Origin of the sequence: Chryseobacterium nepalense, from assembly GCF_023195755.1 — a bacterium.
Taxonomy (GTDB): Bacteria; Bacteroidota; Bacteroidia; order Flavobacteriales; family Weeksellaceae; genus Chryseobacterium; species Chryseobacterium nepalense.
Window position 1 is genome coordinate 518234 of the sequence record NZ_CP096203.1, and the last position, 23379, is coordinate 541612.

The 23379-nt window shown below is 36.9% G+C and carries 23 protein-coding genes; 16 read left to right on the forward strand and 7 right to left on the reverse strand.

What is annotated here, in order from left to right; genetic code table 11:
• Positions 1-97 precede the first annotated feature (97 nt).
• From gpmI to M0D58_RS02075, 5 genes are all read left to right on the forward strand, one after another.
• A complete protein-coding gene (gene gpmI, locus M0D58_RS02055) occupies positions 98-1639 on the forward strand; it encodes a 2,3-bisphosphoglycerate-independent phosphoglycerate mutase (RefSeq protein WP_248393256.1) in 1542 nt (513 codons plus the stop codon).
• 141 nt (positions 1640-1780) lie between these two features.
• Entirely contained in the window at positions 1781-2761 is a 981-nt protein-coding gene (locus M0D58_RS02060; RefSeq protein ID WP_248393257.1) for an acyl-ACP desaturase, read from the forward strand.
• 91 nt (positions 2762-2852) lie between these two features.
• Positions 2853-3281 (forward strand): BT0820 family HAD-type phosphatase, encoded by a 429-nt coding sequence (locus M0D58_RS02065; protein ID WP_072882997.1) that lies wholly within the window; start codon positions 2853-2855, stop codon positions 3279-3281.
• An 88-nt stretch (positions 3282-3369) separates the two neighbouring features.
• Positions 3370-4179 (forward strand): type I methionyl aminopeptidase, encoded by an 810-nt coding sequence (map, locus tag M0D58_RS02070; protein WP_248393259.1) that lies wholly within the window; start codon positions 3370-3372, stop codon positions 4177-4179.
• A complete protein-coding gene (locus M0D58_RS02075; RefSeq protein WP_248393262.1) occupies positions 4180-4947 on the forward strand; it encodes a class I SAM-dependent methyltransferase in 768 nt (255 codons plus the stop codon). It abuts the gene before it with no gap.
• 127 nt (positions 4948-5074) lie between these two features.
• Here M0D58_RS02075 and M0D58_RS02080 read toward each other — a convergent pair whose 3' ends face one another.
• Positions 5075-5404 carry a DMT family transporter gene (locus tag M0D58_RS02080; RefSeq protein WP_248393264.1) on the reverse strand — a complete coding sequence of 110 codons (330 nt, stop codon included), beginning with the start codon at positions 5402-5404 and terminating at the stop codon, positions 5075-5077.
• Between the two features lie 47 nt (positions 5405-5451).
• Positions 5452-6048 (reverse strand): Crp/Fnr family transcriptional regulator, encoded by a 597-nt coding sequence (locus M0D58_RS02085; RefSeq protein WP_248393266.1) that lies wholly within the window; start codon positions 6046-6048, stop codon positions 5452-5454.
• A gap of 206 nt (positions 6049-6254) precedes the next feature.
• Here M0D58_RS02085 and M0D58_RS02090 point away from each other — a divergent pair, with 206 nt between their 5' ends.
• The 8 genes from M0D58_RS02090 to M0D58_RS02125 all read left to right on the forward strand — a co-directional run bounded on the left by M0D58_RS02090 (position 6255) and on the right by M0D58_RS02125 (position 15100).
• Positions 6255-6455 (forward strand): hypothetical protein, encoded by a 201-nt coding sequence (locus M0D58_RS02090; RefSeq protein WP_248393268.1) that lies wholly within the window; start codon positions 6255-6257, stop codon positions 6453-6455.
• 135 nt (positions 6456-6590) lie between these two features.
• Positions 6591-7424, forward strand: coding sequence for a cyanophycinase (locus M0D58_RS02095; RefSeq protein ID WP_248393271.1), 834 nt, complete (start codon positions 6591-6593; stop codon positions 7422-7424).
• Between the two features lie 386 nt (positions 7425-7810).
• A complete protein-coding gene (locus M0D58_RS02100; protein ID WP_248393273.1) occupies positions 7811-9286 on the forward strand; it encodes a hybrid sensor histidine kinase/response regulator in 1476 nt (491 codons plus the stop codon).
• Positions 9287-9292: 6 nt separating this feature from the next.
• Entirely contained in the window at positions 9293-12910 is a 3618-nt protein-coding gene (locus M0D58_RS02105) for a response regulator (protein ID WP_248393275.1), read from the forward strand.
• 15 nt (positions 12911-12925) lie between these two features.
• Positions 12926-13291, forward strand: coding sequence for a response regulator (locus M0D58_RS02110; RefSeq protein ID WP_248393276.1), 366 nt, complete (start codon positions 12926-12928; stop codon positions 13289-13291).
• The gene (locus tag M0D58_RS02115) at positions 13291-14121 is read left to right on the forward strand and encodes a CheR family methyltransferase (protein ID WP_248393277.1); all 831 of its coding nucleotides are present in this window, start codon (positions 13291-13293) and stop codon (positions 14119-14121) included. Before M0D58_RS02110 ends, M0D58_RS02115 begins: the two co-directional genes overlap by 1 nt.
• Positions 14121-14699, forward strand: coding sequence for a chemotaxis protein CheB (locus M0D58_RS02120; protein WP_248393278.1), 579 nt, complete (start codon positions 14121-14123; stop codon positions 14697-14699). Before M0D58_RS02115 ends, M0D58_RS02120 begins: the two co-directional genes overlap by 1 nt.
• 38 nt (positions 14700-14737) lie before the next feature.
• Entirely contained in the window at positions 14738-15100 is a 363-nt protein-coding gene (locus M0D58_RS02125; RefSeq protein ID WP_072882970.1) for a response regulator, read from the forward strand.
• A gap of 68 nt (positions 15101-15168) precedes the next feature.
• On the opposite strand, the gene M0D58_RS02130 is transcribed toward M0D58_RS02125, so the two are convergent.
• A complete protein-coding gene (locus tag M0D58_RS02130; RefSeq protein WP_248393281.1) occupies positions 15169-15441 on the reverse strand; it encodes a hypothetical protein in 273 nt (90 codons plus the stop codon).
• A 181-nt stretch (positions 15442-15622) separates the two neighbouring features.
• Entirely contained in the window at positions 15623-17800 is a 2178-nt protein-coding gene (locus M0D58_RS02135; protein WP_248393283.1) for an outer membrane beta-barrel protein, read from the reverse strand.
• A 328-nt stretch (positions 17801-18128) separates the two neighbouring features.
• On the opposite strand from M0D58_RS02135, the gene M0D58_RS02140 reads away from it, so the two are divergent.
• Together M0D58_RS02140 and M0D58_RS02145 are read left to right on the forward strand one after the other, a co-directional pair.
• Positions 18129-19295, forward strand: a complete 1167-nt coding sequence (locus M0D58_RS02140; RefSeq protein ID WP_248393284.1) for a cytochrome-c peroxidase — start codon at positions 18129-18131, stop codon at positions 19293-19295.
• A gap of 327 nt (positions 19296-19622) precedes the next feature.
• Positions 19623-20084 carry an Lrp/AsnC family transcriptional regulator gene (locus M0D58_RS02145; RefSeq protein WP_248393285.1) on the forward strand — a complete coding sequence of 154 codons (462 nt, stop codon included), beginning with the start codon at positions 19623-19625 and terminating at the stop codon, positions 20082-20084.
• Positions 20085-20186: 102 nt separating this feature from the next.
• Here the strand turns inward: M0D58_RS02145 and M0D58_RS02150 are convergent, their stop codons facing one another.
• Both M0D58_RS02150 and M0D58_RS02155 read right to left on the reverse strand, forming a co-directional pair.
• Complete coding sequence (locus tag M0D58_RS02150) at positions 20187-20780, reverse strand: Crp/Fnr family transcriptional regulator (RefSeq protein WP_248393286.1); 594 nt, start codon at positions 20778-20780, stop codon at positions 20187-20189.
• Between the two features lie 189 nt (positions 20781-20969).
• A complete protein-coding gene (locus M0D58_RS02155) occupies positions 20970-21575 on the reverse strand; it encodes a YciE/YciF ferroxidase family protein (RefSeq protein ID WP_248393287.1) in 606 nt (201 codons plus the stop codon).
• A gap of 174 nt (positions 21576-21749) precedes the next feature.
• Here M0D58_RS02155 and M0D58_RS02160 point away from each other — a divergent pair, with 174 nt between their 5' ends.
• On the forward strand, positions 21750-22517 hold the full coding sequence (locus tag M0D58_RS02160; RefSeq protein ID WP_248393288.1) for a succinate dehydrogenase/fumarate reductase iron-sulfur subunit: 768 nt from the start codon (positions 21750-21752) through the stop codon (positions 22515-22517).
• Positions 22518-22672: 155 nt separating this feature from the next.
• Here the strand turns inward: M0D58_RS02160 and M0D58_RS02165 are convergent, their stop codons facing one another.
• Positions 22673-23275: a hypothetical protein gene (locus M0D58_RS02165; RefSeq protein ID WP_248393294.1), complete on the reverse strand. Its 603-nt coding sequence runs from the start codon at positions 23273-23275 to the stop codon at positions 22673-22675.
• Positions 23276-23379: the final 104 nt, after the last annotated feature.

Genomic DNA, 23379 nt, shown 5'->3' on the forward strand with positions numbered 1-23379 from the left:
AAGGTTTAGATAAAACAATTTTAAATAAATTTTAAGTCCTTCAATTCTTCAATTCATTTCAAAATAAATAAATTTGTAATACAAAAGTTTATACAAAATGTCGAAAAAAGCAATATTAGCAATCCTTGACGGATGGGGATTGGGAATGAATCCTGATGTTTCAGCCATTGATAAAGCCAATACACCATTTATAGATAACTGCCTTAAAAACTTTCCGCATACAACCCTCGAAGCAAGCGGCCTGGCGGTAGGATTACCGGCGGGACAAATGGGGAATTCCGAAGTAGGACATATGAATCTGGGTGCGGGAAGAGTGGTATATCAGAATCTGGTAAAGCTGAATATGGCGGTGGAAAATGGTTCTCTAGGCCAGCAGAAAGTTATTCAGGATGCATTTGAATATGCTAAAAGAGAAAATAAGAAAGTACACTTTATCGGTCTGGTTTCAGATGGAGGTGTGCATTCCCATATCAATCACCTTAAAGGACTTCTTACGGCGGCACACGAATTTGGACTACGTGAAAACGTATTTGTTCATGCTTTCACAGATGGGCGCGACTGCGATCCGCATTCCGGAAAAGGTTTTATTGAAGATCTTCAGGAACATATGATAAAAACGGTAGGCAAGCTTGCTTCTGTTGTAGGAAGATATTACGCGATGGACAGAGATAAACGATGGGAACGTGTAAAAATTGCTTACGATGCAATGGTGGAAGGAGTAGGAGCGCAGACAACCAATGCTTTGCTGGAAATTCAAAAATCCTACGACGAAAATATTACCGACGAATTCATGAAACCGATTATCATGATTGATTCCACCGCAATTGGAAATGTGGTTCCGGTGGCTAAAATCACAGATCATGATGTTGTTATTTGTTTCAATTTCCGTACAGACAGAGGCCGTGAAATCACAGAAGTGCTTACACAGCATGATAACCCGGAATATTTCATGAGAAAGCTGCCATTGTATTATGTGACACTTACGAATTATGATAAAACCTTCCAAAACGTACACGTGGTTTTCGATGAAGAAGTATTGCATGAAACGATGGGTGAAATCCTGGAAAGAAATCATAAAACACAGATCAGGATTGCAGAGACTGAGAAATACCCTCACGTAACATTCTTCTTTTCAGGAGGAAGGGAAGAACCTTTTAACGGAGAAAAAAGACTGCTTTGCCCGAGTCCTAAAGATGTTCCTACTTACGATCTTAAACCGGAAATGTCAGCCTACGATATTACCAATGCCATTCTTCCGGAACTTGAAAATGAGACTGCGGATTTTATATGTTTAAATTTTGCCAATACCGATATGGTAGGTCATACAGGTGTATTTTCAGCGGCTGTAAAAGCAGCGGAAACAGTGGATCAATGTATTGAAAAAGTAGCGACTACAGCGTATGAGCATGGCTATGCAGTTTTCATTCTTGCCGACCACGGGAATTCAGATGTTATGATTAACCCGGACGGATCACCAAACACGCAGCATTCAACCAATCTGGTTCCTTTTATCGTGATGGATAAAGACCATACCTGGAATCTGAAACCTGGCAAGCTTGGTGATGTGGCGCCTACCATTTTAAAAGTAATGGGTGTGGAAATACCACAAATAATGACCGGAGATATATTAGTAAGCTAAAATAATAATATAAGAGATAAATTGCCGTTATAATTATGTATAGCGGCATTTTTATGATTAATATTAGAACAATTAACAGTTTATTATGTTCTAAATAATAAATAAAAACTTAAATTTGCAAATTAAACCTAAATTTATAAAATGTATCAAAAGCTTGTTAGGAAAGAAGTAATGGGAATTTTGGAAAAGGAAGTAGGCTCTTTTCTGGATAAATTTTTAACGCCAATCGAGAAGATCTGGCAACCTTCTGATTATCTTCCGGATCCTTCAAGCTCAGAATTTAAATATGATCTTGAAGAAATTCAGACGTTCGCAAGAGAAATGCCTTATGATCTTTTTGTAACCCTTATCGGAGACTGTATTACGGAAGAAGCTTTACCTTCCTACGAATCCTGGCTGATGGGCGTAGACGGTGTAGATCAGGAGCAAAGAGAAGTAGGCTGGGCACACTGGGTAAGAGCATGGACCGCTGAAGAAAACAGACACGGTGATCTTTTGAGCAAATATCTTTATCTGTGCGGAAGAGTAAATATGAGAGAAGTGGAAGTAACCACCCAATACCTGATTAATGACGGTTTTGATTTGGGAACAAGTATGGATCCGTACAGAAACTTTATCTACACAAGTTTTCAGGAAACAGCCACTAATATTTCTCACAGAAGAGTAGGGACGCTGGCAAAACAATCCGGAAACGGGAAGCTGGCTAAAATGTGTGGCGTTATTGCCGCCGATGAGGCAAGACATGCCAAAGCTTACAAGCATTTTGTGGCAAAGATCCTGGAAATAGATCCTTCGGAAATGATCCTTGCGTTTGAAGATATGATGCGCAAGAAAATTGTAATGCCTGCTCACATGATGAGACAGTCCGGACAGAAAGCCGGTGAGCTTTGGGGCCATTTCTCAGATGCAGCACAGAGATGTATGGTGTACACAGGTCAGGATTACATCAACATTATGAAAGAACTTCTTGACGAGTGGAAAATAGAACACGTTAAAGGTCTTAATGAAAAAGCCGAAAAAGCTCAGGAATACCTGATGAAGCTTCCGGCAAGACTTCAGAAAATTACGGACAGAATATCAACTCCGGATCTGCAGTTCCAGTTCAGCTGGGTAAAAAGTTAATCTATATTATTAAATTATAAAAGTAAGAGCGCCGGAGTATACTTGGGCGTTCTTTTTTGTATCTTTGCATTTTTAAAAACAAATTCACAGAATGAATAATAAAAAAATTGCAGTTGACTTTGACGGAACTATTGTTGATGATGCTTATCCCGCGATTGGCAAACCGAAGATTTTTGCTTTTGAAACACTAAAAAAACTTCAGTCGGAAGGATACAGACTTATCCTTTGGACTTACCGTCACGGAAGAGCATTGGATGAAGCCGTAGAATTCTGTATGAAAAACGGTGTTGAGTTTTATGCGGTAAATTCCAGCTTTGAAGGAGAAGTTTTTGATTCCGAAAATCAATCCAGAAAAATTGATGCAGATTGGTTCATAGATGACAGAAATCTGGGAGGATTTCCGGGTTGGGGTGAAATCTACAATATTATTCAGGAGAGAATAGAATTCCGGGTTGAAGGAAAAGAAGTCCTGGCTTATTCAAAGCTTAAAAAAGAAAAGAAAAAAGGATTGTTCTGGTAGAATATCCGATGTAACAATTTACCAATATAACAATCTACCAATCAGAACATGGTTACACTGTTATATTGTTACATTTTATAATTAAAAAATGATTCAATTAAAAACAATAGACGAGCTTCGTCTTATGAAAGAAAGTGCCCGATTGGTTTCCAGAACATTAGGAATGCTGGCAAAAGAAATCAAACCGGGAATTACCACTTTATATTTGGATAAACTGGCACATGATTTTATTAAAGATCATGGCGCGGAGCCTGCATTTTTAGGATATGGAGGATTTCCGTATTCCCTTTGTATTTCACCAAACGAACAGGTAGTTCACGGTTTCCCCAGCAAAGAAGAAATCAAAGAAGGCGATGTGCTTTCCGTAGATTGTGGTGCTATTTTGAATGGTTTTGTGGGCGATCATGCCTACACTTTTGAAATCGGTGAAGTAAAACCGGAAACCAAAAAGCTTCTGAAAGTTGCTAAAGAATCTCTTTACAAAGGAATTGAGCAGTGTGTCAGAGGAAAAAGAATCGGAGATATTTCTCATGCCATACAATCGCACTGTGAAAAAGAGGGATATGGTGTTGTAAGAGAGCTTGTGGGACATGGTGTCGGAAGACAGATGCATGAAGATCCTCAGGTTCCCAATTACGGAAGACAGGGTAGCGGAAAAGCAATCAAAGACGGACTTACAATTGCCATTGAACCCATGATTAATCTCGGTACGGAAAAAGTAAAATTCCATAATGATGGCTGGACAGTCACTACTCTTGACAATCAGCCATCCGCACATTTTGAGCATGATGTTGCCGTGATCAACGGAAAACCCGTGTTGCTTTCCACCTTTCAGTATATTTACGATGCCCTGGGTATTGAAAGTGATGAAGAGAAAGCTTTTCAACTGGATTTTTAAATGAAAAAGGCAGCCAAATTTTTATTAAATAAAATTCCGCGTCCTATGCTTATTAGGTTAAGCATTTGGGCGAGGCCGCTTATTTACCAGCTGTTTAAAGGAGACCGGTTTGTTGATCCTATTGATGGACGGTCCTACAGGAAGTTTCTTCCTTACGGGTATGGTAAACAAAGAGAAAATGCTTTATCGCCAGGGACTTTAAGTCTCGAAAGACATCGCCAGATGTGGCTGTATCTCCAGAATGAAACGGATTTTTTTATTAAAAACCATAAAGTTTTGCACATTGCTCCCGAACAGGAATTTCTAAGAAAATTCAAAAGGATGAGTAATCTGGATTATATTTCGGCGGATCTTTTTTCTCCCATTGTGGACGTAAAAGCAGATATTCTCGACCTTCCGTTTGCAGATAAAAGTTTCGATATCATTTTCTGTAATCATGTACTGGAGCATATTGTTGATGATGCTAAAGCAATGAGCGAATTATATAGAGTGCTAAGACCAGGAGGATGGGGAATATTACAGGTTCCGATGAAAAACACGTTGCAAAAAACGTATGAAGATTTTACCATCACAGATCCCAAAGAACGACAAAAACATTTCGGGCAGTATGACCACGTACGCTGGTACGGGATGGATTATTTCGAAAGGCTTCAGAAAGCAGGCTTTGAAACAGATGCCAATTTCTATTCCCAGCATTTTTCAGATGAAGAAATTGAAAAATACGGACTCAGGAAAAGTGAAATTTTACCCATCGTTTATAAAAAATAACGTCTCCAAACCGGAGACGTTTTTAGTTATTTATTCTTTAATAAACTTCAGGGGTTTTTCCGCTTGGGTTCAATAATATTTAAATAGATTTAAATTATTTAAGCTCATACCTATTTTTTAATAAAGTTTAATGAGAAGAAACTGCTTTAAGACCTACAACAGAACCGATTAGTGTTACAATAAAAAAGATTCTCCAGAAGCTTACCGGGTCTTTAAAAAAGAAAATTCCCATTAATACCGTTCCCACTGCGCCAATACCTGTCCACACGGCATATGCCGTTCCGATAGGAAGGGTTTGGGTAGCCTTAATGAGCAGCAGCATACTTATGGTAAGAGAGATCAGAAAACCCCCGAACCAAAGGTACATAGTGGTTCCGCTTGTTTCTTTTACCTTTCCCAGACATGACGCAAAAGCAACTTCAAATAATCCTGCAATAATTAAGATGATCCAATTCATTTTTTAAGTTTCTTCTGCAAATTTCAGCATTAAAAAGCAATTTTGCTTTAAATAAATATTTTTCTGTTAATAATTTTCAAAAAACCTTCTTTTTCGAGTTTCTTAATGGTGCGAATTACCGTTTCGACCCGTAAAGCGGTTATGGATGCGATATCTTTTCTTGTAAGCGGAACTTCAAATGAAAATTGCTCCTGATTATCACTGAAACTTTTCTGATAATTAAGGGCTCCTTTTATGCGGACATCAGGCCTTAAGGAAGTATTGTTTTCCAGCATGATATATTTGAAATAAAGGCGTTCGGATAAAAATTTATTGATATCCCTGGAAATCTGGACATTTTCATCCAGCAGTCTGATAAAATCACTTTTCGGAAGTTTCAGTACACTGGTTTCTTCGAAAGTAATGGCGTTAACGGGATATTTCTCATCAATAAATAAAAGAAGCTCACACACGCTCAGTCCTTTACTTAGGATCGCAAGAATAAGCTCTTTTCCGTCTTCATCGTAGTGATTGAGTTTTATTCTGCCTTTTATGATCTGGTAATAAAATTTCGGAGTGCTGCCTTCCTCGAAAATGACATACGAAGAATCGAGGTCTTCAATTTCTGCGCCGTAAGACAGTAAGAGTTGTTCTTCAATTAACATAATAATAATCTGCTTTAATTGGATTTAGGGGTATACCACATTTTTAAATTTATCAAATTGAAAAAAGTTTCAATTATGATCCTGATCATAAATATACAGTTATATTTTGATAAAGTTATAGAAATTTCACCATTATTAGATTGTGATTACCGTCATAAAAAGCTCATCGATTATTCAATAAGTTTGAGAATACCAAATTTTTAAATATGAAAAAAATAATTTTCACAGTGTTAATTTTTACAGTCACTATGGGCTGTACAAAATCAGAAACGCAGTATACTGATCAGGAAAACAAAGGGGAAACCGTTAACAACCGACAATCTGACACCATTAATACCCTGGAGCAACGCTCTGACACGCTGCAGAGCCAGGATAATCTTAAGAACGTACCGACGGATAATGAATAACGATTTTAAGAAATTAACATCCTATTCGTGGAAACCTTAAAGGTAATATTCTTGAGGCTGTCCGCTGAAAAACGGGGAATTTCTGAATACGGTACATAAATAAAATACTTTACACTAACTGCAGAATAGTATAATATGGCAAAAGGAAGATTGTTAATCATAGGAGGGAAGGAAGATAAAAACGGGAACGACTCCGAAATGGAAGAAAAAAACAAAGATTTTTCACCACATGAAATTTTAAAGCTTCTCACTGCTTCAAAAGATGACAGGATTGAGGTTATTACAATCGCAAGCTCCGAGCCGGAAAGTATTCGGGAGACCTATACCAAAACATTCATTGAAATTGGATATACTAATTTTGACTTTCTGGATCTCTGCGATGATCAATTGCATACTGATTATCAGTTTAAAAGAGTCTCAGCAGCAAAAACAGTATTTTTTACGGGTGGAGATCAACGCAGGATTTATGAAAAATTAAAAGATTCTGCATTGAAATATTTGCTTAAGGAAAAATACACCAATGAGAAAGATTTTACCATTGCAGGTACCAGTGCCGGAGCCATGTGTATTCCGGAAATCATCATTATGGAAGCCGTAAATGGTGAAGCAATGCTTGAACATGACATCGAACTGAATTCCGGATTGGGCTTTATCAATAACTGCATTATAGATACTCATTTCGTGCATCGCGCCAGGTTCGGAAGGCTTGCGCACGCTGTTATCCTTCATCAGCATTGCTGGGGAATTGGTCTAGGTGAAGATACGGCACTACTTATTGAGGAAGGATATAAAGCAACGTGTCGCGGATCTGGTATGGTTTGGCTGCTAAACGCTGAAAATATTGGACAAACAAATATTGATACGGTGAAAAAAGGATCGCCTATTTATGCTGAAAATCTTAAAGTACATATCTTAACAGACAATTGTATGTTTGATTTTAACGAGAAAATTTTTGAAGGCGCAGAGTAAACTTATAGGTATAGAAGAATATGTACCATAGGTTATAATCACACTTGAAAAACAATAAACCCCTGAAAATACAGGGGTTTATAATTTGAAAGTATATATTTAAGTGAAAAAGTGTTGCCAGTCAATATTCAAACACTGTGCCGTGAATTATAATTTTAAAGGAAAATTTTCTAAGTTTATTTCATTTTAAATTATAAATATTTCTAAAATATTGATTCAGTGGAATAAATATTGCTGCGTCCATTACAATTTTTTTTAATGTTAAATAATATTCACAGTAATGTGGTACCTACAACTATAATCGCTAAAACATTACTGTTTTTCGGAATATTGTGAGTATTTTTGATGTTGAACTAAATATAATTAATTATTGATTTTATATTTCTATGATCTTAATTGTTGATGATAACCAGAGCAACCTTTATTCCCTGAAAAAACTGCTGGAATCAAAAGATTTTCAGGTGGATACGGCTGACTCCGGTGAAGTAGCGTTGGGAAAAGCACTGAAGAATGATTATGCATTAATTATTTTAGATGTACAGATGCCCGATATGGATGGTTTTGAAGTGGCCGAAACACTTGCCGGTTATAGCAAAACCAAAGAAGTACCTATTATATTTTTGTCTGCGGTAAATACTGAGAAAAGATTTATTACACGGGGTTACGCTTCAGGAGGTAAAGACTACGTGACAAAACCGGTAGACCCCGAAATTCTTATGCTGAAGGTGAAAACGTTCTACAGTCTTCAGGAACAGAATCTCGCGATGAAGAAAGCGCAGCAAAGCCTGGAGCTTGAAGTAAAAGGCAGAAGGGAATCCCAGGTTACCATGAAGTCACAAATCGATCATTTTCATCTGATGCTGGAATCACTTCCGCAGATCGCTTTTACATTAAATGAAGAAGGAGTTATAGATTTTGTAAATGGCAAGTGGTACGAATATTCCCAATCTGAAAAACAATTTCCCGAGACTCATCCTGATGATTTCAATATCAAAGAAGAATTAAAGCGTTGCAGAAAAAAAGGAACCGCGTTAGAGCTTGAAGTCAGAATCAAGAAAATGGAATCCGGTAAGTATCGTTATCATCTTCTTAGGGTAACTCCTGTCTACGACGGAGATTCAATCAAAAACTGGGTGGGAACTTTTACGGATATTGACGATCAGAAGAAAGTAGAAAAGGAAAAAGATGAATTCCTGAGTATTGCCAGCCACGAACTCAAAACTCCTTTAACAAGTATTAAAGCATATGTTCAGCTTCTTGAAAGGAAACTTAAGCTTGATAAAGAAAGTGCTGAAGCAGGTTTCGTGACTAAAGTTCAGGACCAGATCGAAAAACTTAATACCCTCATTACCGATTTGCTTGATGTTTCCAAAATAGAAAACGGTAAGCTTAAAATTAATAAAAAACCAACCAATCTGGAAAGTGTTATCAGCAATGCGATCGATACCATTCTTCAGACTCATGATGAAAATCGTGTGAAAATAAAACGCGACGGCGTGAAGCCCGATATTCTTATTCCGCTTGATGAAATCCGCATTGAGCAGGTCCTCATCAATTTTTTAACGAACGCTATTAAATATTCTCCTAAAAACAATCAGGTAATTGTTACCACTTTTGTAGATGAAGAAGAGCAGGAAGTAAAGGTAAATGTCACCGATTTTGGAATCGGTATTCCGGATTTCAAGCAGGAAGCTGTTTTCAGGAAGTTTTATCGTGTTGAAGAATCTTCCCTCCAGTTTCAGGGGATGGGGATAGGATTATTCATATGCTCTGAAATCATTAAGCAGCATCATGGAAGTATTGGTGTTTCCAGTAAAGTAGATGAAGGATCTACGTTTTATTTCACATTACCATTAAACTAATTTTCAATGCCGAAAAAAATTATAAGAAATCTTCAGTTTGGAGTAGGACTCTCTTTAGTGATACTGATTGCGAGTTCAATTGCCTCTTATGTAAGCATACAAAAACAGATGGAAAACCGGGAAAGCCTTTCAAAAAGCCGGAGATCCATCACTGCCGTTAAAGATGTTTTGATTTCTTTACTGGATGCTGAAACCGGGAGCCGGGGATATCAGCTTACCGGCCGGGAAAATTTCCTCGATCCTTTCAATCGCAGCCTTATTGAATTTCCAAAAGCAATAGAACGGGCAAAAAACCTTGATATTACCGATGAAAATCAGGTGAAACTTTTACATGAGCTTGAACGAAATGTTAACACGAACATTTCAAATCTGAAACATTTTGTAGACAACAGGAAAAAAGGCATTGTCATGAGCCAGGAGCAGGTTCTTATGAGTAAGTCATATATGGACAGATGCCGGAAAATTGTTCAGGAATTTGTACAAACCGAAGAGTCACAGCTCGCTATCAAAAACAAAGACCTTACAAGATCATCCAACACTACGGTTTTATTCATCATATTTTCTGCCATTGCTGCCATTGTGGTAACCACATTCTTTTATCTGAAATTACGGGCAGACCTTATTCGCAGGGACAAGCTTGAAAGGGCACTTCAGGCTAAAGATATTGAAATCAGCAAAAGAGTAAGTGCAATCCGTGAAATTGCCAACAGGGTTGCCAACGGAGATTACAGCCAAAGGGCTACGGATAACTCCCAGGACGATCTTGGAGATCTTGCTGAGTCACTTAATCACATGACCGAATCACTGAAAATTTCTTTCGATAAAATTAATGCCAGCGACTGGCGCCAGAAAGGTCTTGCTTTGCTTAATGAATCTCTTATGGGGAACAAATCGGTACAGGAAGTCTCAGATAATGCCTTGAAACAGATCATTGAATATGGAAAATGCATCAACGGATCAATTTATCTTTATGATGAAGGAATGCTGAAATTGAAAGCTGCTTTCGGACTGGAAAACAATATGAAAAAAGTTTTTGAACCCGGAGAAGGAATGGTAGGACAAACTTTCATTAGCAAAAAAACACAGGTTTATAATAATCTTCATGAAGAAGATTTTGTAGTAACCTTTGCCAGCAGTGCCATAAAAATTTACGGAATATTATTACTGCCGGTTTTTGCAGACGGCAACATTATCGGGGTGCTGGAACTGGGATCTACCAATAATTTTGATGAAAGCAGGATTGATTATTTCATTGAATGTACAAGAAATATCGGGGTTGCGCTCAACGCTGCGAAAAGCCGCGAAAAAGAACAGCAGCTTCTGGAAGAAACACAGGCACAGTCCGAAGAATTACAGGTGCAGCATTCGGAACTTGAAAACCTGAATACAGAACTTGAAGCACAAACCCAAAAGCTGCAGGCTTCTGAAGAAGAACTGAAAGTGCAGCAGGAAGAGCTGATGCAGGCCAATGCAGAGCTGGAAGAAAGATCAAGATTGCTGGAAGAAAAAAATCATCTGATTGCAGAACGTAACAGTGAAATTCAGAAAAAAGTAGAAGAATTGGCTTTAAGCACAAAATACAAATCTGAATTTCTTGCAAATATGTCTCACGAATTGCGTACACCGCTTAATTCAATTCTGCTCTTATCCCGTTTGATGGCAGAAAATCCGGAAGAAAACCTGAATGAAGATCAGATTGAATCGGCTAAAGTAATTCAAAGCTCAGGAAGCAGCCTTCTGACGCTGATTGATGAGATTCTTGATCTTGCAAAAATAGAATCCGGAAAAATGACACTGGAATATCAGGATGTGGAAATTAATGATATCGTTAAAGATTTAAAGAACCTCTTTAACCCGGTCTTCCAGGAGAAAAAGCTTCAGTTTAACGTACAGATTGACAGTGAGCTGAACAATACCATTGAAACCGACCGTTTAAGAGTAGATCAGGTATTAAGGAATTTATTGTCAAACGCTCTGAAATTTACCACAGAAGGAAGTATCAATTTAAATATTAAAAAAGACAATAAGAAGAAAGACTTTATTGTTTTCTCTGTAAAAGATACGGGAATAGGTATTGCAGAAGACAAGCAGAAAATTATCTTCGAAGCATTCCAGCAGGCAGATGGTTCCACAAGAAGAAAATTTGGAGGTACAGGTCTCGGTTTGTCCATCAGCAGAGAAATTGCAAGGCTTTTAGGTGGTGAACTCACCCTGGAAAGCAAAGTAAATGAAGGAAGTGAATTCTGTCTTTGTATTCCGGTAAGCGCAATGACTGAATCTGAAATAGCACCGATGGAAACTGATCAGGATCTTGTAGAGATCATCCGAGAAGATGTGGAGGAAATAAAAAACATTCTGGATGACGGAGAAGAAGAGTATTATAACGCCATCAATTCCCTGGAAATTCCGGAAGATGTAGCTGATGACAGAGAGGGTATCCAGGATGGTGACAAAGTAATTCTTATTATTGAAGATGACACCAATTTTGCCAAAGCGCTTTTAAAATATGCCCGGATGCAGAAATATAAAGCTGTTGTAGTGGTAAGGGGAGATCACGGTATTTCTGCGGCATTGAAATATCGTCCGCACGCGATTCTCCTTGATGTTCAGCTGCCGGTAAAAGACGGATGGCAGGTAATGGATGAACTGAAATCCAACCCTGAAACCAGACACATTCCGGTACATATGATGTCTGTACTGCATGTAAAAAAGGAAAGTCTGATGAAAGGAGCTATTGATTTCATCAACAAACCGGTTGCATTAGATCAGATGACTGAAGTATTCAGAAAGATTGAAGAAGTACTCAGCAAATCACCGCAAAAAGTGCTTATTGTTGAAGAAAATGCGAAGCATGCGAGTGCACTTTCGTATTTCTTAAGCAATTTTAATATCTCTTTATCGGTGCAGACGAATGTAGAAGATAGTGTGAAAGCACTTACCGCCAGTCATGTAGATTGTGTAATTTTAGATATCGGATCTTCAAAAGGAGATGAATACCAGATTATTGAATCCATAAAGAGCTATGACGGTCTGGAAAATCTTCCGATTATCATATTTACGGAACGGAATTTGTCTAAGTCAGAAGAACTTAAAATAAAGCAATATGCAGATTCTATCGTTGTAAAAACGGCACACTCTTACCAGAGAATTCTGGACGAAGTAGGATTGTTCCTGCATTTGGTTGAAGAAAAAAATAATTCTCTTGAAACCGTAAGAAGTAAAACACTGGGATCTTTAACTGAAGTATTAAGTGGTAAAAAAATACTGATTACCGATGATGATGTACGAAATATTTTCTCTTTAACAAAAGCACTGGAAAAATATAAAGTGGAAGTAGTTGTGGCAATGGACGGAAAACACGCCTTGCAGCAGATCAAGGAACATCCTGATGTAGATGTTATTCTGATGGATATGATGATGCCGGAAATGGATGGCTACGAAACGATAAAGCAGATTAGAAAAATGCCGATGTATACAAGGTTGCCGATAATTGCCGTTACCGCAAAATCAATGATCGGGGAACGTGAAAAATGCATCACTGCCGGTGCTTCGGACTATATTTCGAAACCGGTGGATATTGATCAGTTATTATCCTTACTTAGAGTTTGGTTATATGAAATGTAAACAGCTAAAATTCTGATGAATAAAAAAATTTTGATTGTGGACGATGATCCGCGAAACATATTTGCCCTGAAACTGACCCTGAAATCCAGGGGATATCAGATAGAAAGCTGTACTATGGCTCAGGAAGCTATTAATATTCTTAAAAAAGACAATCAGTTTTCTGCTGTCCTTATGGATATGATGATGCCGGAAATGGACGGTTATGAAGCCACCAGGATCATCAGAAGCACACCTGCCATCAGTAAAGTGCCGGTGATTGCCGTTACGGCTCAGGCTATGCCGGAAGACCGTCAGAAATGTATTGATGCAGGAGCCAATCATTACATATCAAAACCGATTGATGTGGATCAGTTAATAAATGCCATTGAAAAATTACCATAATGCTGGAACCTAGTATCATAAAAGATGAAGAGGTAGAATACTTGATTAAAGATGTTTATGATATGTATGGCTACGACTTTTCAGAGTATAGCAGGGCGTCTTTTAAACGCAGGATAAACCGTATCTGTTTAATAGACCGTTTTACCAGTTTTGCCGAACTGCGCTATACCATTCTGAATGATCCGGAATATCTGAAGCGCTTCATCGAAGAAATTACCGTAAACGTTACGGAAATGTTTCGGGATCCGTTATTTTTTAAAGCATTAAGGGAAAAAATATTGCCCCAGCTGGGAACATATCCGCTGATAAGAATCTGGGTGGCAGGATGCTCTACGGGAGAGGAAGCCTATTCAATCGCGATTCTTCTGAAAGAAGCCAATCTTTACCACAAATCCCTTATTTACGGAACAGATCTGAATCCCTCAGTACTGGAAAAGGCAAGATCGGGAGTTTTCCCGCTGCAGCAGATGAAATTATATTCTGAAAATTACATATTATCAGGAGGAAAAAAGGATTTTTCGGATTATTATACAGCGAATTACGACAGTGTAAAATTTGATAAAAGTTTACAGGAAAAATTAATTCTTTCAACTCATAACCTGGTTTCAGACAGCTCTTTTAACAGTTTTCAGCTGATTATATGCAGAAATGTGCTGATTTATTTTGACCGGGGTTTGCAGGAAAGAGTTTTCCATTTATTTGATAATAGTCTGGAAAATTTAGGTTTTTTAGCATTAGGTGCGAAAGAAACCCTAAGATTTTCTAAATTAGATGAAAATTATCATCAGGTTGACGATCAGAGAATCTGGAAAAAATTAGATCATAATTAATGATACTGAATAACGAAAATATAAAAACAGAATTAGTAATTATAGGAGGTTCCGCAGGAAGCCTCAAGGTTATTCTTGATATGATTAAAAAACTAAATGATGTAATATCTGTTCCTGTTTTGCTGGTGCTTCACCGGAAAGCACATTCTACCAATATTCTTCAGGCATTACTGCAGCAGTTATCGCCGCTGGATGTTGTAGAGATAGATGATAAAACAGAGATTGAAAATAATAAAATATATATTACCCCCGCAGATTATCATGTCCTTTTTGAGGATAAAAAAGTGATGTCGCTGGACAGCTCGGAAAAAATGAACTATTCCCGTCCGTCTATTGATGTAACCTTTAAATCTGCTGCTGAAATTTATGGTGAGCATCTAATCGGTGTGCTTTTGTCGGGCGCCAATGCCGATGGTGTGGAAGGTTTATCTTATATCAAAAAAAATAGGGGGAAAGTATGGATTCAGGATCCGGAAACAGCAGAGGTTGATTATATGCCCAGACATGCCATAGAAGCAGTACCGTATGACAAAATTATAAAACCCGAAAATCTATCCGAATATATCAATCAGTTATAATAAATATAAAAAGTAATCCCTAACAACTAAGTAAGAATATGAACAAAAAGAAAATCCTGATTTTTGATGATGACACTACGATTCTTGAGGTGATCAGCATCATTTTTGAAGAAAATGGTTATCAGGTGGAAATTTCCGAAACTTCGCACGATATTCTGGAAAGAGTGGCGCAATATAAGCCGGACGTTATTCTTATGGATAACTGGATTCCGAAAATCGGCGGGGTGGAAGCTACAAGACTTCTGAAAAATCATGAGGAATTTAAACACATTCCGGTCATTTATGTAACGGCCAATAACGACATCGTGGCTCTCGCCAAACAGGCTCAAGCAGACGATTATGTTGCAAAGCCATTCAATCTTGAAGATCTCGAAGAAAAGGTCGCCAATTTTTTACAGTAAAAAATGACAAGAAATTTACAAGCTATTTACACATAAATAATCCCGGTATTCGTACCGGGATATTCTTTTTATATCATCTGCATATGCTGAGAATCATTTCCGCGCAAAGATTTAATCTTTTCCATAATAAATTCCATACTGCATTTTTCATTATTAATTTCGGTAATCAGTGATGTCAAAAACAATTTCAGCACCGGTCTCGATAATATATTTTTCGTGAAAGTAGGAGCAACAATTGTTTTTTTAGAAACTAAATTTTCCGTTAGAGCATATTCTTTTTCAAGATTTATGTCAAGATCAAATTGTGATTTAACAGATATCGTTAAATATTTTTTAATCATCCTTCTTATTTCAGAGCTTGGTGTCATCTTAAGTATTTTTTAATATCTATAAAATATCCGTGCCATAATCCATAAAAATAAGACATTTGGCAATTTTTTATGATTGTTTAATGAAAGCTTAAAAGACGGATGGTGAGCAATAAAGCTTCAACATCCGTGCTCTAAAATAAGGATGAATAATTTACTTACCTCCACCGCCGTTTTTCTCAACATCGGTCTTGGTGTTTTCTTTCACTTTCTGGTTTCCGAAACGTTTTACAAATGATATGGAAGCACCGTACCAGTCCCATTTTGAAGAACTCCTTACAAATCCCTGCTGGTTATACGTTGTGGCATCATAATTCGGTCTCTGGAAAATATTCATCAGCTGAAGGCTGACTTCCATCTGTGTTTTAGGGAATATTTTGGTTGCAGAAATATTATGGAATACATTAGCTCTGTTGGTTGTGGAATTTCCATTATTCTGATTAGAAACTTCTACCCAGGCACTCAGGTTAATATTTTTATTAAAAAGGTTGGTGTAAGACAAATTGGTGGAAGCACTCAGGTAACTGATGTAGGCATTGCTTTTAATGCCATTTTTTGCATTAAAATCACTATTGTCGATGTAATACCATCCAAGCCCGAGATTCACGGTAAATTTATTCTTAAAGAAAGTCTGGTTGGTGTTTGCATAAAGATAATATTTGTGAACTTTCCCGGTGAAGTTAGAAGGCTGGGTAATATTAATAGTTTCTTTTTTACCATTCACATCAATTTCTTCTTTAACATAATCCGTCCAGTAATCCTGATCGGTAAACATATACCTTGCAGAGATAAAATATTTTTTCAGGATTCCAAGCTTCATATACAGCCTGTCACTTGGATTGGGGTTGAGCTCTATATTCCCACGGCTGTAAATTCCGTCGGTATTCGGGGTCATAAACGGATTAAATTCTGCGTACCAGGGTCTCCAGATATTTCTGTTGTAAGTTAAACTCAGATCATATTTATCGGAAAATGTATATTTCAGCAAAATATTAGGAAGAAAACTTCCGTAGCCGTCTTTTCGGTAAGCACTTCCTACATCCTGACGGATCCTGTAATCAATATATTCATAACGAATCCCGATTCTTGTTTCCAGCTTTTTGAAGAATGTTCTGCTGTAGTTGGCATATAACGATGTAATCTGATCTTCATAATGAAAAACGTCATTAGCACTTAGTCCGCTCAGCATGTTTCCATATAAATTATTGGGGATCAAGTTGTTGTTGAAGTTTATTTTACCGCCTACTTCAAAATTCGCACCCTCTTTTCCGATTGGTTGTGTATAATCAATCTTAGCATAATAATTTCTGTTTTCCGTATCTGTGATTACGCCCAGGTCTCTTGTGGATGATCCGTCTGCCACTGAGAAGATATTATTGATAAAATAGCTATCATCAGATTGCCCATAATAATTGGTTCCCAGATTTACATCCAGAATTTTATTTTTTTCTTTATCATACCATTTGTAGAAGATATTGGTTCCCAAATTACGGTTAAGCCCTTTTGAATTTTGGTTTTGCTCGTAAGAACTTGTGAAATCGTTATTAATGAAATCTTTTCTGTCGGCTTCAGAATTGGAGGTAGAATTGCTCTGGTAGTATTCCAGAATGATACCTACCGTATTTTTATTGTTAATTTCAAATTCCGATGTTGATGAAACCGACGGACTTTTGCTTCTTCCAATAATATAGCTGTCGATCTGGTTGGTAGAATTATCCTGATACCATGTATAAAAGCTCGAATTTCTCTGAACATAAGTATTGTCACTATAGCTTCCGATAAGCGTTTGTGTAAAATTTTTCCTGTGATAATTCAGGTTAAAGTTGGTATACTGGGAATTTTTTGTATTCTGTCTGTTGTTAAGCGTAACACTGCCTTTTAGTCCTTCATCATCCCGTTTTTTAAGAACAATATTGATAACGGTTCCTGTAGCTTCATAGCGGGAAGAAGGGCTTGTAATCACTTCTATTTTCATAAGATTGTCCGCCGGAATGGTTTTTAAATATTCCTTAAGCTCTTTTCCTGTAAATACGGATTTCCTGTCATTGATATAAACCGTTACAGATTCTCCCTCCGCCTTTATCGCATCATTATTATCAATACTTACCAGCGGTGTCATTCTCAGAACATCCCATGTTGTATTTCCTGCAAGGATTGAGCTGTTGGCAACATTGAAAACAGTGCGGTCTACTTTAGACTCTACAGTCGGCTTTCTTGCGGTTACCGTTACAGCTTCAATTTCTTTCTCCTGCGTTTTTATCGTGTCCTTTTCTGTTTGTGCAAAGGTAAGTATGCCGGTCAATAGGGCGATAGGTATTAAAATGGTTTTCATTAAAACTAAGTTTTAGATATAAGACACCTTAGTGTGGGTTATTGTTACATCACTAGAATTAATTCTACCACATATTTTTCACTTATTTTATTTTTTTTAAAATGCTTTTATTGATTATTTCTCAGCAAATATCCGTGTGTTTTTTTATAAGCAGTTCATTATATTGCTGTTATGGAAAATAATTATAAATTAAATTTTCTTAATAATGCTGAAATAAAATGAAACAGCCGCGAATTACCGGCAATGTTTTTTGAAAGTGAATTTTTTCAGTTTTTGCTAAATATAAATTATCCTTAAAAAATATCTATTTTTGCTGAAATTGAATGTCATGAAGAATGCGATCAGCTGGATTCTCGTTTTATTTATTCTTGTATCAGTCTTAAACAATTGCCTGAATACTTCCGTTAAAAAGGAAATCAGGGAAAAAGCTGCTTTTATGGATAAACTGAGAAATTTGTATTCTTCCGGTGATCCTTCCAGGTGGCCTAAATCTGTTCTTGATACCGAATCTATCTCAACCTTCTCTGAAATAGGACATTTACCGGAAATTTCTTTTCCGTCTGATAATCAATATTCTTCCGAAAAAGAATTGTTGGGAAAAACACTTTTTTTTGATCCGCGTCTTTCAAAATCGGAACAGATAGCCTGTGCATCGTGTCACGATCCTGAGTTGGGATGGTGTGACAACAGAACTTTTTCTTTTGGCCACGACCGCCAGCTTGGAGTGCGAAATGCCATGAGTATCATCAATACAGCGTATGCTAAAAATCCTTTCTGGGACGGCCGTGTCAATTCCCTGGAAAAACAGTCACAAAAACCCATTGAAGACCAACGGGAAATGAGCGGGCATATGGATATGGCGGCCGGTAAGATTGCTGCTATAAAAGGTTATCAGGTTTTATTCGAAAAAGCATTTGGCGATAAATCCGTTACTAAAGAACGTATTTCAAAAGCGATTGCAACTTTTGAGAGAACGGTTAGAAGTTCCGCCAGTAAATTTGATTATTTTATTGACGGCAAAGCTGATGTGTATACCGATGACGAATTAATGGGACTTCATCTTTTCAGAACAAAAGCTCAGTGTATCAATTGCCATAATTCAGGATATTTTTCAAACAATACATTTGAAAATATCGGGACATCGTTACTAGGGGAGAAGGGAGAGGATCTGGGAAGATATCTTGTAACAAAAAATGTAGATGATGCCGGAAAATTCAGGGTTCCCGGACTAAGAGAAGTTTCCCGTACGGGACCTTATTTTCACAACGGATCTATGGCTACTTTACAGGAAGTAATAGCGTTTTACAGCAAAGGAAATCCCGAGTATTCCCAAAAGCGGACTACCATTCATGAAGGCATTACTTTAAACTCGGAAAAATCCGGAATGGTACGAATGCTTGAACTGTCTGACAGAGAAATTGTCCAGCTTGAGGCTTTTCTGAAAACCTTGTCTTCTAAAGCAGGAAGAATTACAATCCCTGAATTACCAAAATAAAAAAGCAGTTATACAAAAAATGTAAAACTGCCTCCCCTAAGATTAATTTACTAATTGTAATTTTTAACTATATTATATTTGTTCTTTCTAAAAAAGAGAGCACTCCAGAAAAGGAGCGTCTCTCACATAAAATATTCCCTTTACTTTTTATTGAAACCATTCAGCGGAGTACGCTTAATGCGTTATTGTCTTTAGTAAAAATAGGGATAAAGAATAATATATTATACAATTGGAATTTATTAAGCAAAAAATACTTTTTTTAATGAATATTAAAGAATAAAATTCTTTATATTTGGTCCTGTATCAATATTTAAAGAATATTATTCTATGGACAATCTGGACGATAAAGATTTACAGCTGCTAAGATTACTGCAAAACGATTCAAAACTGACGGTGAAAGAACTTGCAAAAGAAGTAAACCTCTCACCATCACCTGTCTTCGAGCGGGTTAAAAGATTGGAGCAGGAAGGATATATTAAAAAATATGCCGCTATTCTGGATGCCGAAAAACTGAATCTTGGTTTCACGGTATACTGTCAGCTAAAGCTAAAGAGCAACGACAGCTATCTCGCCGTGGAATTTGAAAGGGAAATCCTTGAAATTGAAGAGGTAGCAGAATGTTACAGTATTTCCGGTGATTTTGATTTTCTTTTGAAAGTGTATGTACGGGATATGAAGCAATATCAAAACTTTGTTTTCAATATATTGGGAGCAGTTCCTTCCATCGGAAGTACACACAGTACTTTTGTCATGGCTCAGGTAAAGAATACCCACGGACTGACAATTTAAACAGCTATAATAACATTCGTCATTTAAAATCAGATATACAACATAAGAGATTTCAGGAACCTGAAATCTCTTAATCAAATCATATAAAAAGTAATTCTATCTCTAATAATAAATTTTTCTGTTTTCTATTTTCACGAGGTTGCTGTTGTGCATTTTCTTGATGGTTCTTATTACCGTTTCCACACGGAGACCTGTAAGATTTGCAAGCTGCTGTCTCGTAAGCGGAACTTCGTATGAGTACTGGTTTTTATTGTTGTTCCCCTTAAGACAATCCATTACTGTTTTGATTTTCGATATTGGATCCGAAGAAGAAATATTAAAAAGCATAATATATTTATTGTATAAAATATCTGCAAGACACCGGAACATTTTTGAAGAAACTTCAGGATTATTCTTCAGAAGATTGATAAAATCATTTTTAGGAAGTTTAAGAATCTTGCATTCGGTTTTAGCCGTTGCGTTGGTGGGATACAATTTATCATCAAATAAAAAAGATTCTCCTAAACTCTGGCCCTGCATTAAAATATTCTGAGTAAATTCCTTGCCGTCCTCATGATAGTTATTAAGCTCTACAATACCGCTGGAAATCTGAAAATAAAATTTAGGCATATTTCCTTCATAAAAGATCGTTTCACCGGGTTCATACTTTTCATAAAATGCCCCATATTTTAGTAATAAATCTTCACTAATTATCATATATTAAATTTTATCGTCCAACAATGAACTTAGTTGAATTACCTTTAAATAAAATCAAAAAATAAACCATGTGGTAGCAGTATTAATAAAAAAAATACCACATTTGTGAGATTTTTATAATATTTAAAGTCAGTTTAAAAAAGAAAGAGGCCTCTAAAAGACCTCTTACTGATATGCTAAAATTTGCGTTTACATAGCTTTACTGTTAAGATTGGTATCGGCTACCTTAGTCAACAGTTCATCACATTTTTTTTCTTCATTTAGTGTTTCAAGAAGATATTTTAGGCAGTCTTCTTCTTTTAAGACTTTTGCAAATGCGGCAAGTGTTCCGTAGGTTGCAATTTCGTAATGTTCAACTTTCTGGGCTGCTGCAATAATTCCGGCATCTCTTACAGTTCCCGGTTCGGTTTCTTCAATAATGCTTTTTGCCTCATCAAGAAGTCCCTGCATAGCATCACATTTTTTTGCCTGTGCCTTTTTACCCAAAGCTTTAAAGCATTCTTCAAGTCTTACTACCTGGTTTTCTGTTTCGGCAAGGTGGTTTTCAATAGAGGTTTTCAGCTTTTCATCCGTAGCATTTTTCATCATTGTAGGCAATGCTTTTACCAGTGCTTTTTCTGCCCAATAGATATCTTTTAATGAATCTTCAAAAAGATCTTTAAGCTCTTTCGCTGCGCTTTTTTTAGCAGGAGTTTTTGCTGTTGATTTAGATGATGTTTTAGAAGAAGATTTAGAAGTTGTTGTTGTTGTTGTTGTTTTTGCAGCCGTTTTTTTAGCTGGTGTTTTAGTTTCCATAATAAATTATATTTAGTGATTATTGATTGGTGATAAATCTGCAACTATAAGACCATCTTTGTACAAAATTCGTATATGTGGTATCTAAATATTTAGCTGAATATGAGGATGCTCATAAAAGCAGCAATGATTTAAGTGTATATTTAAAAATTACCCAATCAAAAAAATAATTATATGACTGCTAAAAAAACACTAAATCTTACCTTGAAGATCTGGAGACAAAAAAACAGCAAAACAAAAGGACAGTTTGAAATATATAAAGTTTCTGAAGTTTCTGTTGATTCATCTTTTCTGGAAATGCTTGATATTCTTAACGAACAACTTATCCGTGAAGATAAAGAGCCAATCGCTTTTGACCACGACTGTCGTGAAGGAATCTGCGGTACATGTTCTTTATATATCAACGGAAGGGCACATGGTCCGGATACCGGAATTACTACCTGTCAGCTTCATATGAGAATGTTTACGGATGGTGAAACAATTGTTGTTGAACCCTGGAGAAGTGTTGCCTTTCCTGTAATTAAAGATCTTATTACAGACCGCAGTGCTTTTGACAGGGTTATGGCAGCGGGAGGGTTTATTTCCGTCAACACTTCAGGGAATACGCTCGATGCCAATGCAATTGCTGTTCCGAAAGAAAATGCCGATAAAGCGATGGATGCTGCAGCCTGTATCAGTTGTGGTGCCTGTGTTGCCTGTTGTCCAAACGGTGCCGCGATGCTGTTTGTGGGAGCTAAAGTTTCTCATTTTGCACTGCTTCCGCAGGGAAAGGTAGAAGCCAGAAGAAGAGTTCTGAATATGGTAAAAGCAATGGATGAAGAAGGTTTCGGAAACTGTTCTGTGATAGGAGCATGCGAAGTGGAATGTCCGAAAAATATTTCGCTGGACAATATTGCAAGGATGAACAGAGAATATATTAATGCATGGATCACAACGAAATGATCCAAGAAAGCAAGCTGAACTAAAAATTTGTAAGATAAACCTATTTATAATGCCTATGAAATAATAATATATCTTCTGCAATTATTAATTCAAGACATACAAAACTGGGCATATGCAAAAGCGGCCACACTGCGGGAATAATATAAATTTAATTTTTAAAAATCAAGAAGACCTTGGGTAAGAAGTTTCCACTGTATCTTGGCGATACCGATCATTCCTCCGGCTGCAATCATAAAATTCCTGATTTTATCCATAAATCCGGCATTAAAATTAGGTTTTTCATTCCTGCCGTAAACACCGACTTTCAGAATATTGCCTTCTTTAGCAATCAAAATATTTGATGTTGCCGAACGATTGTAGAAATGAGCAATACGTCCTTTCGGCTGATTAGGATCTCTTGACGGTCTGCACGAAATAAGAAAAGATTCGTAATGATCTTTTTCCCGGTGGGCAATATTTACAATTTCTACCCAGTCGTATCCTCCGGCTTCTTCCGTACCCGGGCCAGGAATGCCGATTCTTATGAAATCTCCTCTTTGAGGAATTCTCGTAACCGGCTGCCCGGATTCACTAAAATGTTTAAATTCTGAAGATGCCTTCCCGCAATAATTTTCCCATTCATTAATGGAAAAAAAACGTTTTTTAAGGATTTCAAATTGGGCATCTATTTCAATATCTTTATATGGCTTTGTACTTTCGGTATCATGAAATCCTCCGCTTTTCTGCTTGGGGACTCCGGGAATGTGTTTTGCTTTCATACAATTATGTTTAGAGGTGTTTAACAAATATAGTATCAATATTATGAACTAATTATGAGCAAAGTCACAATCATCTATATTTCAGAATTGAGTGCAATCATAAT

Coding starts and splice junctions, on each gene's coding strand:
- M0D58_RS02075 (WP_248393262.1), top strand. CDS start 4,180: ATGAAAAAGGCAGCCAAATTTTTATTAAATAAAATTCCGCGTCCTATG.
- M0D58_RS02110 (WP_248393276.1), top strand. CDS start 12,926: ATGAATAAAAAAATTTTGATTGTGGACGATGATCCGCGAAACATATTT.
- M0D58_RS02165 (WP_248393294.1), bottom strand. CDS start 23,275: ATGAAAGCAAAACACATTCCCGGAGTCCCCAAGCAGAAAAGCGGAGGA.
- M0D58_RS02130 (WP_248393281.1), bottom strand. CDS start 15,441: ATGATTAAAAAATATTTAACGATATCTGTTAAATCACAATTTGATCTT.
- M0D58_RS02085 (WP_248393266.1), bottom strand. CDS start 6,048: ATGTTAATTGAAGAACAACTCTTACTGTCTTACGGCGCAGAAATTGAA.
- M0D58_RS02080 (WP_248393264.1), bottom strand. CDS start 5,404: ATGAATTGGATCATCTTAATTATTGCAGGATTATTTGAAGTTGCTTTT.
- gpmI (WP_248393256.1), top strand. CDS start 98: ATGTCGAAAAAAGCAATATTAGCAATCCTTGACGGATGGGGATTGGGA.
- M0D58_RS02115 (WP_248393277.1), top strand. CDS start 13,291: ATGCTGGAACCTAGTATCATAAAAGATGAAGAGGTAGAATACTTGATT.
- M0D58_RS02095 (WP_248393271.1), top strand. CDS start 6,591: ATGGCAAAAGGAAGATTGTTAATCATAGGAGGGAAGGAAGATAAAAAC.
- M0D58_RS02125 (WP_072882970.1), top strand. CDS start 14,738: ATGAACAAAAAGAAAATCCTGATTTTTGATGATGACACTACGATTCTT.
- M0D58_RS02135 (WP_248393283.1), bottom strand. CDS start 17,800: ATGAAAACCATTTTAATACCTATCGCCCTATTGACCGGCATACTTACC.
- M0D58_RS02140 (WP_248393284.1), top strand. CDS start 18,129: ATGAAGAATGCGATCAGCTGGATTCTCGTTTTATTTATTCTTGTATCA.
- M0D58_RS02160 (WP_248393288.1), top strand. CDS start 21,750: ATGACTGCTAAAAAAACACTAAATCTTACCTTGAAGATCTGGAGACAA.
- M0D58_RS02100 (WP_248393273.1), top strand. CDS start 7,811: ATGATCTTAATTGTTGATGATAACCAGAGCAACCTTTATTCCCTGAAA.
- map (WP_248393259.1), top strand. CDS start 3,370: ATGATTCAATTAAAAACAATAGACGAGCTTCGTCTTATGAAAGAAAGT.
- M0D58_RS02105 (WP_248393275.1), top strand. CDS start 9,293: ATGCCGAAAAAAATTATAAGAAATCTTCAGTTTGGAGTAGGACTCTCT.
- M0D58_RS02150 (WP_248393286.1), bottom strand. CDS start 20,780: ATGATAATTAGTGAAGATTTATTACTAAAATATGGGGCATTTTATGAA.
- M0D58_RS02090 (WP_248393268.1), top strand. CDS start 6,255: ATGAAAAAAATAATTTTCACAGTGTTAATTTTTACAGTCACTATGGGC.
- M0D58_RS02145 (WP_248393285.1), top strand. CDS start 19,623: ATGGACAATCTGGACGATAAAGATTTACAGCTGCTAAGATTACTGCAA.
- M0D58_RS02155 (WP_248393287.1), bottom strand. CDS start 21,575: ATGGAAACTAAAACACCAGCTAAAAAAACGGCTGCAAAAACAACAACA.
- M0D58_RS02120 (WP_248393278.1), top strand. CDS start 14,121: ATGATACTGAATAACGAAAATATAAAAACAGAATTAGTAATTATAGGA.
- M0D58_RS02065 (WP_072882997.1), top strand. CDS start 2,853: ATGAATAATAAAAAAATTGCAGTTGACTTTGACGGAACTATTGTTGAT.
- M0D58_RS02060 (WP_248393257.1), top strand. CDS start 1,781: ATGTATCAAAAGCTTGTTAGGAAAGAAGTAATGGGAATTTTGGAAAAG.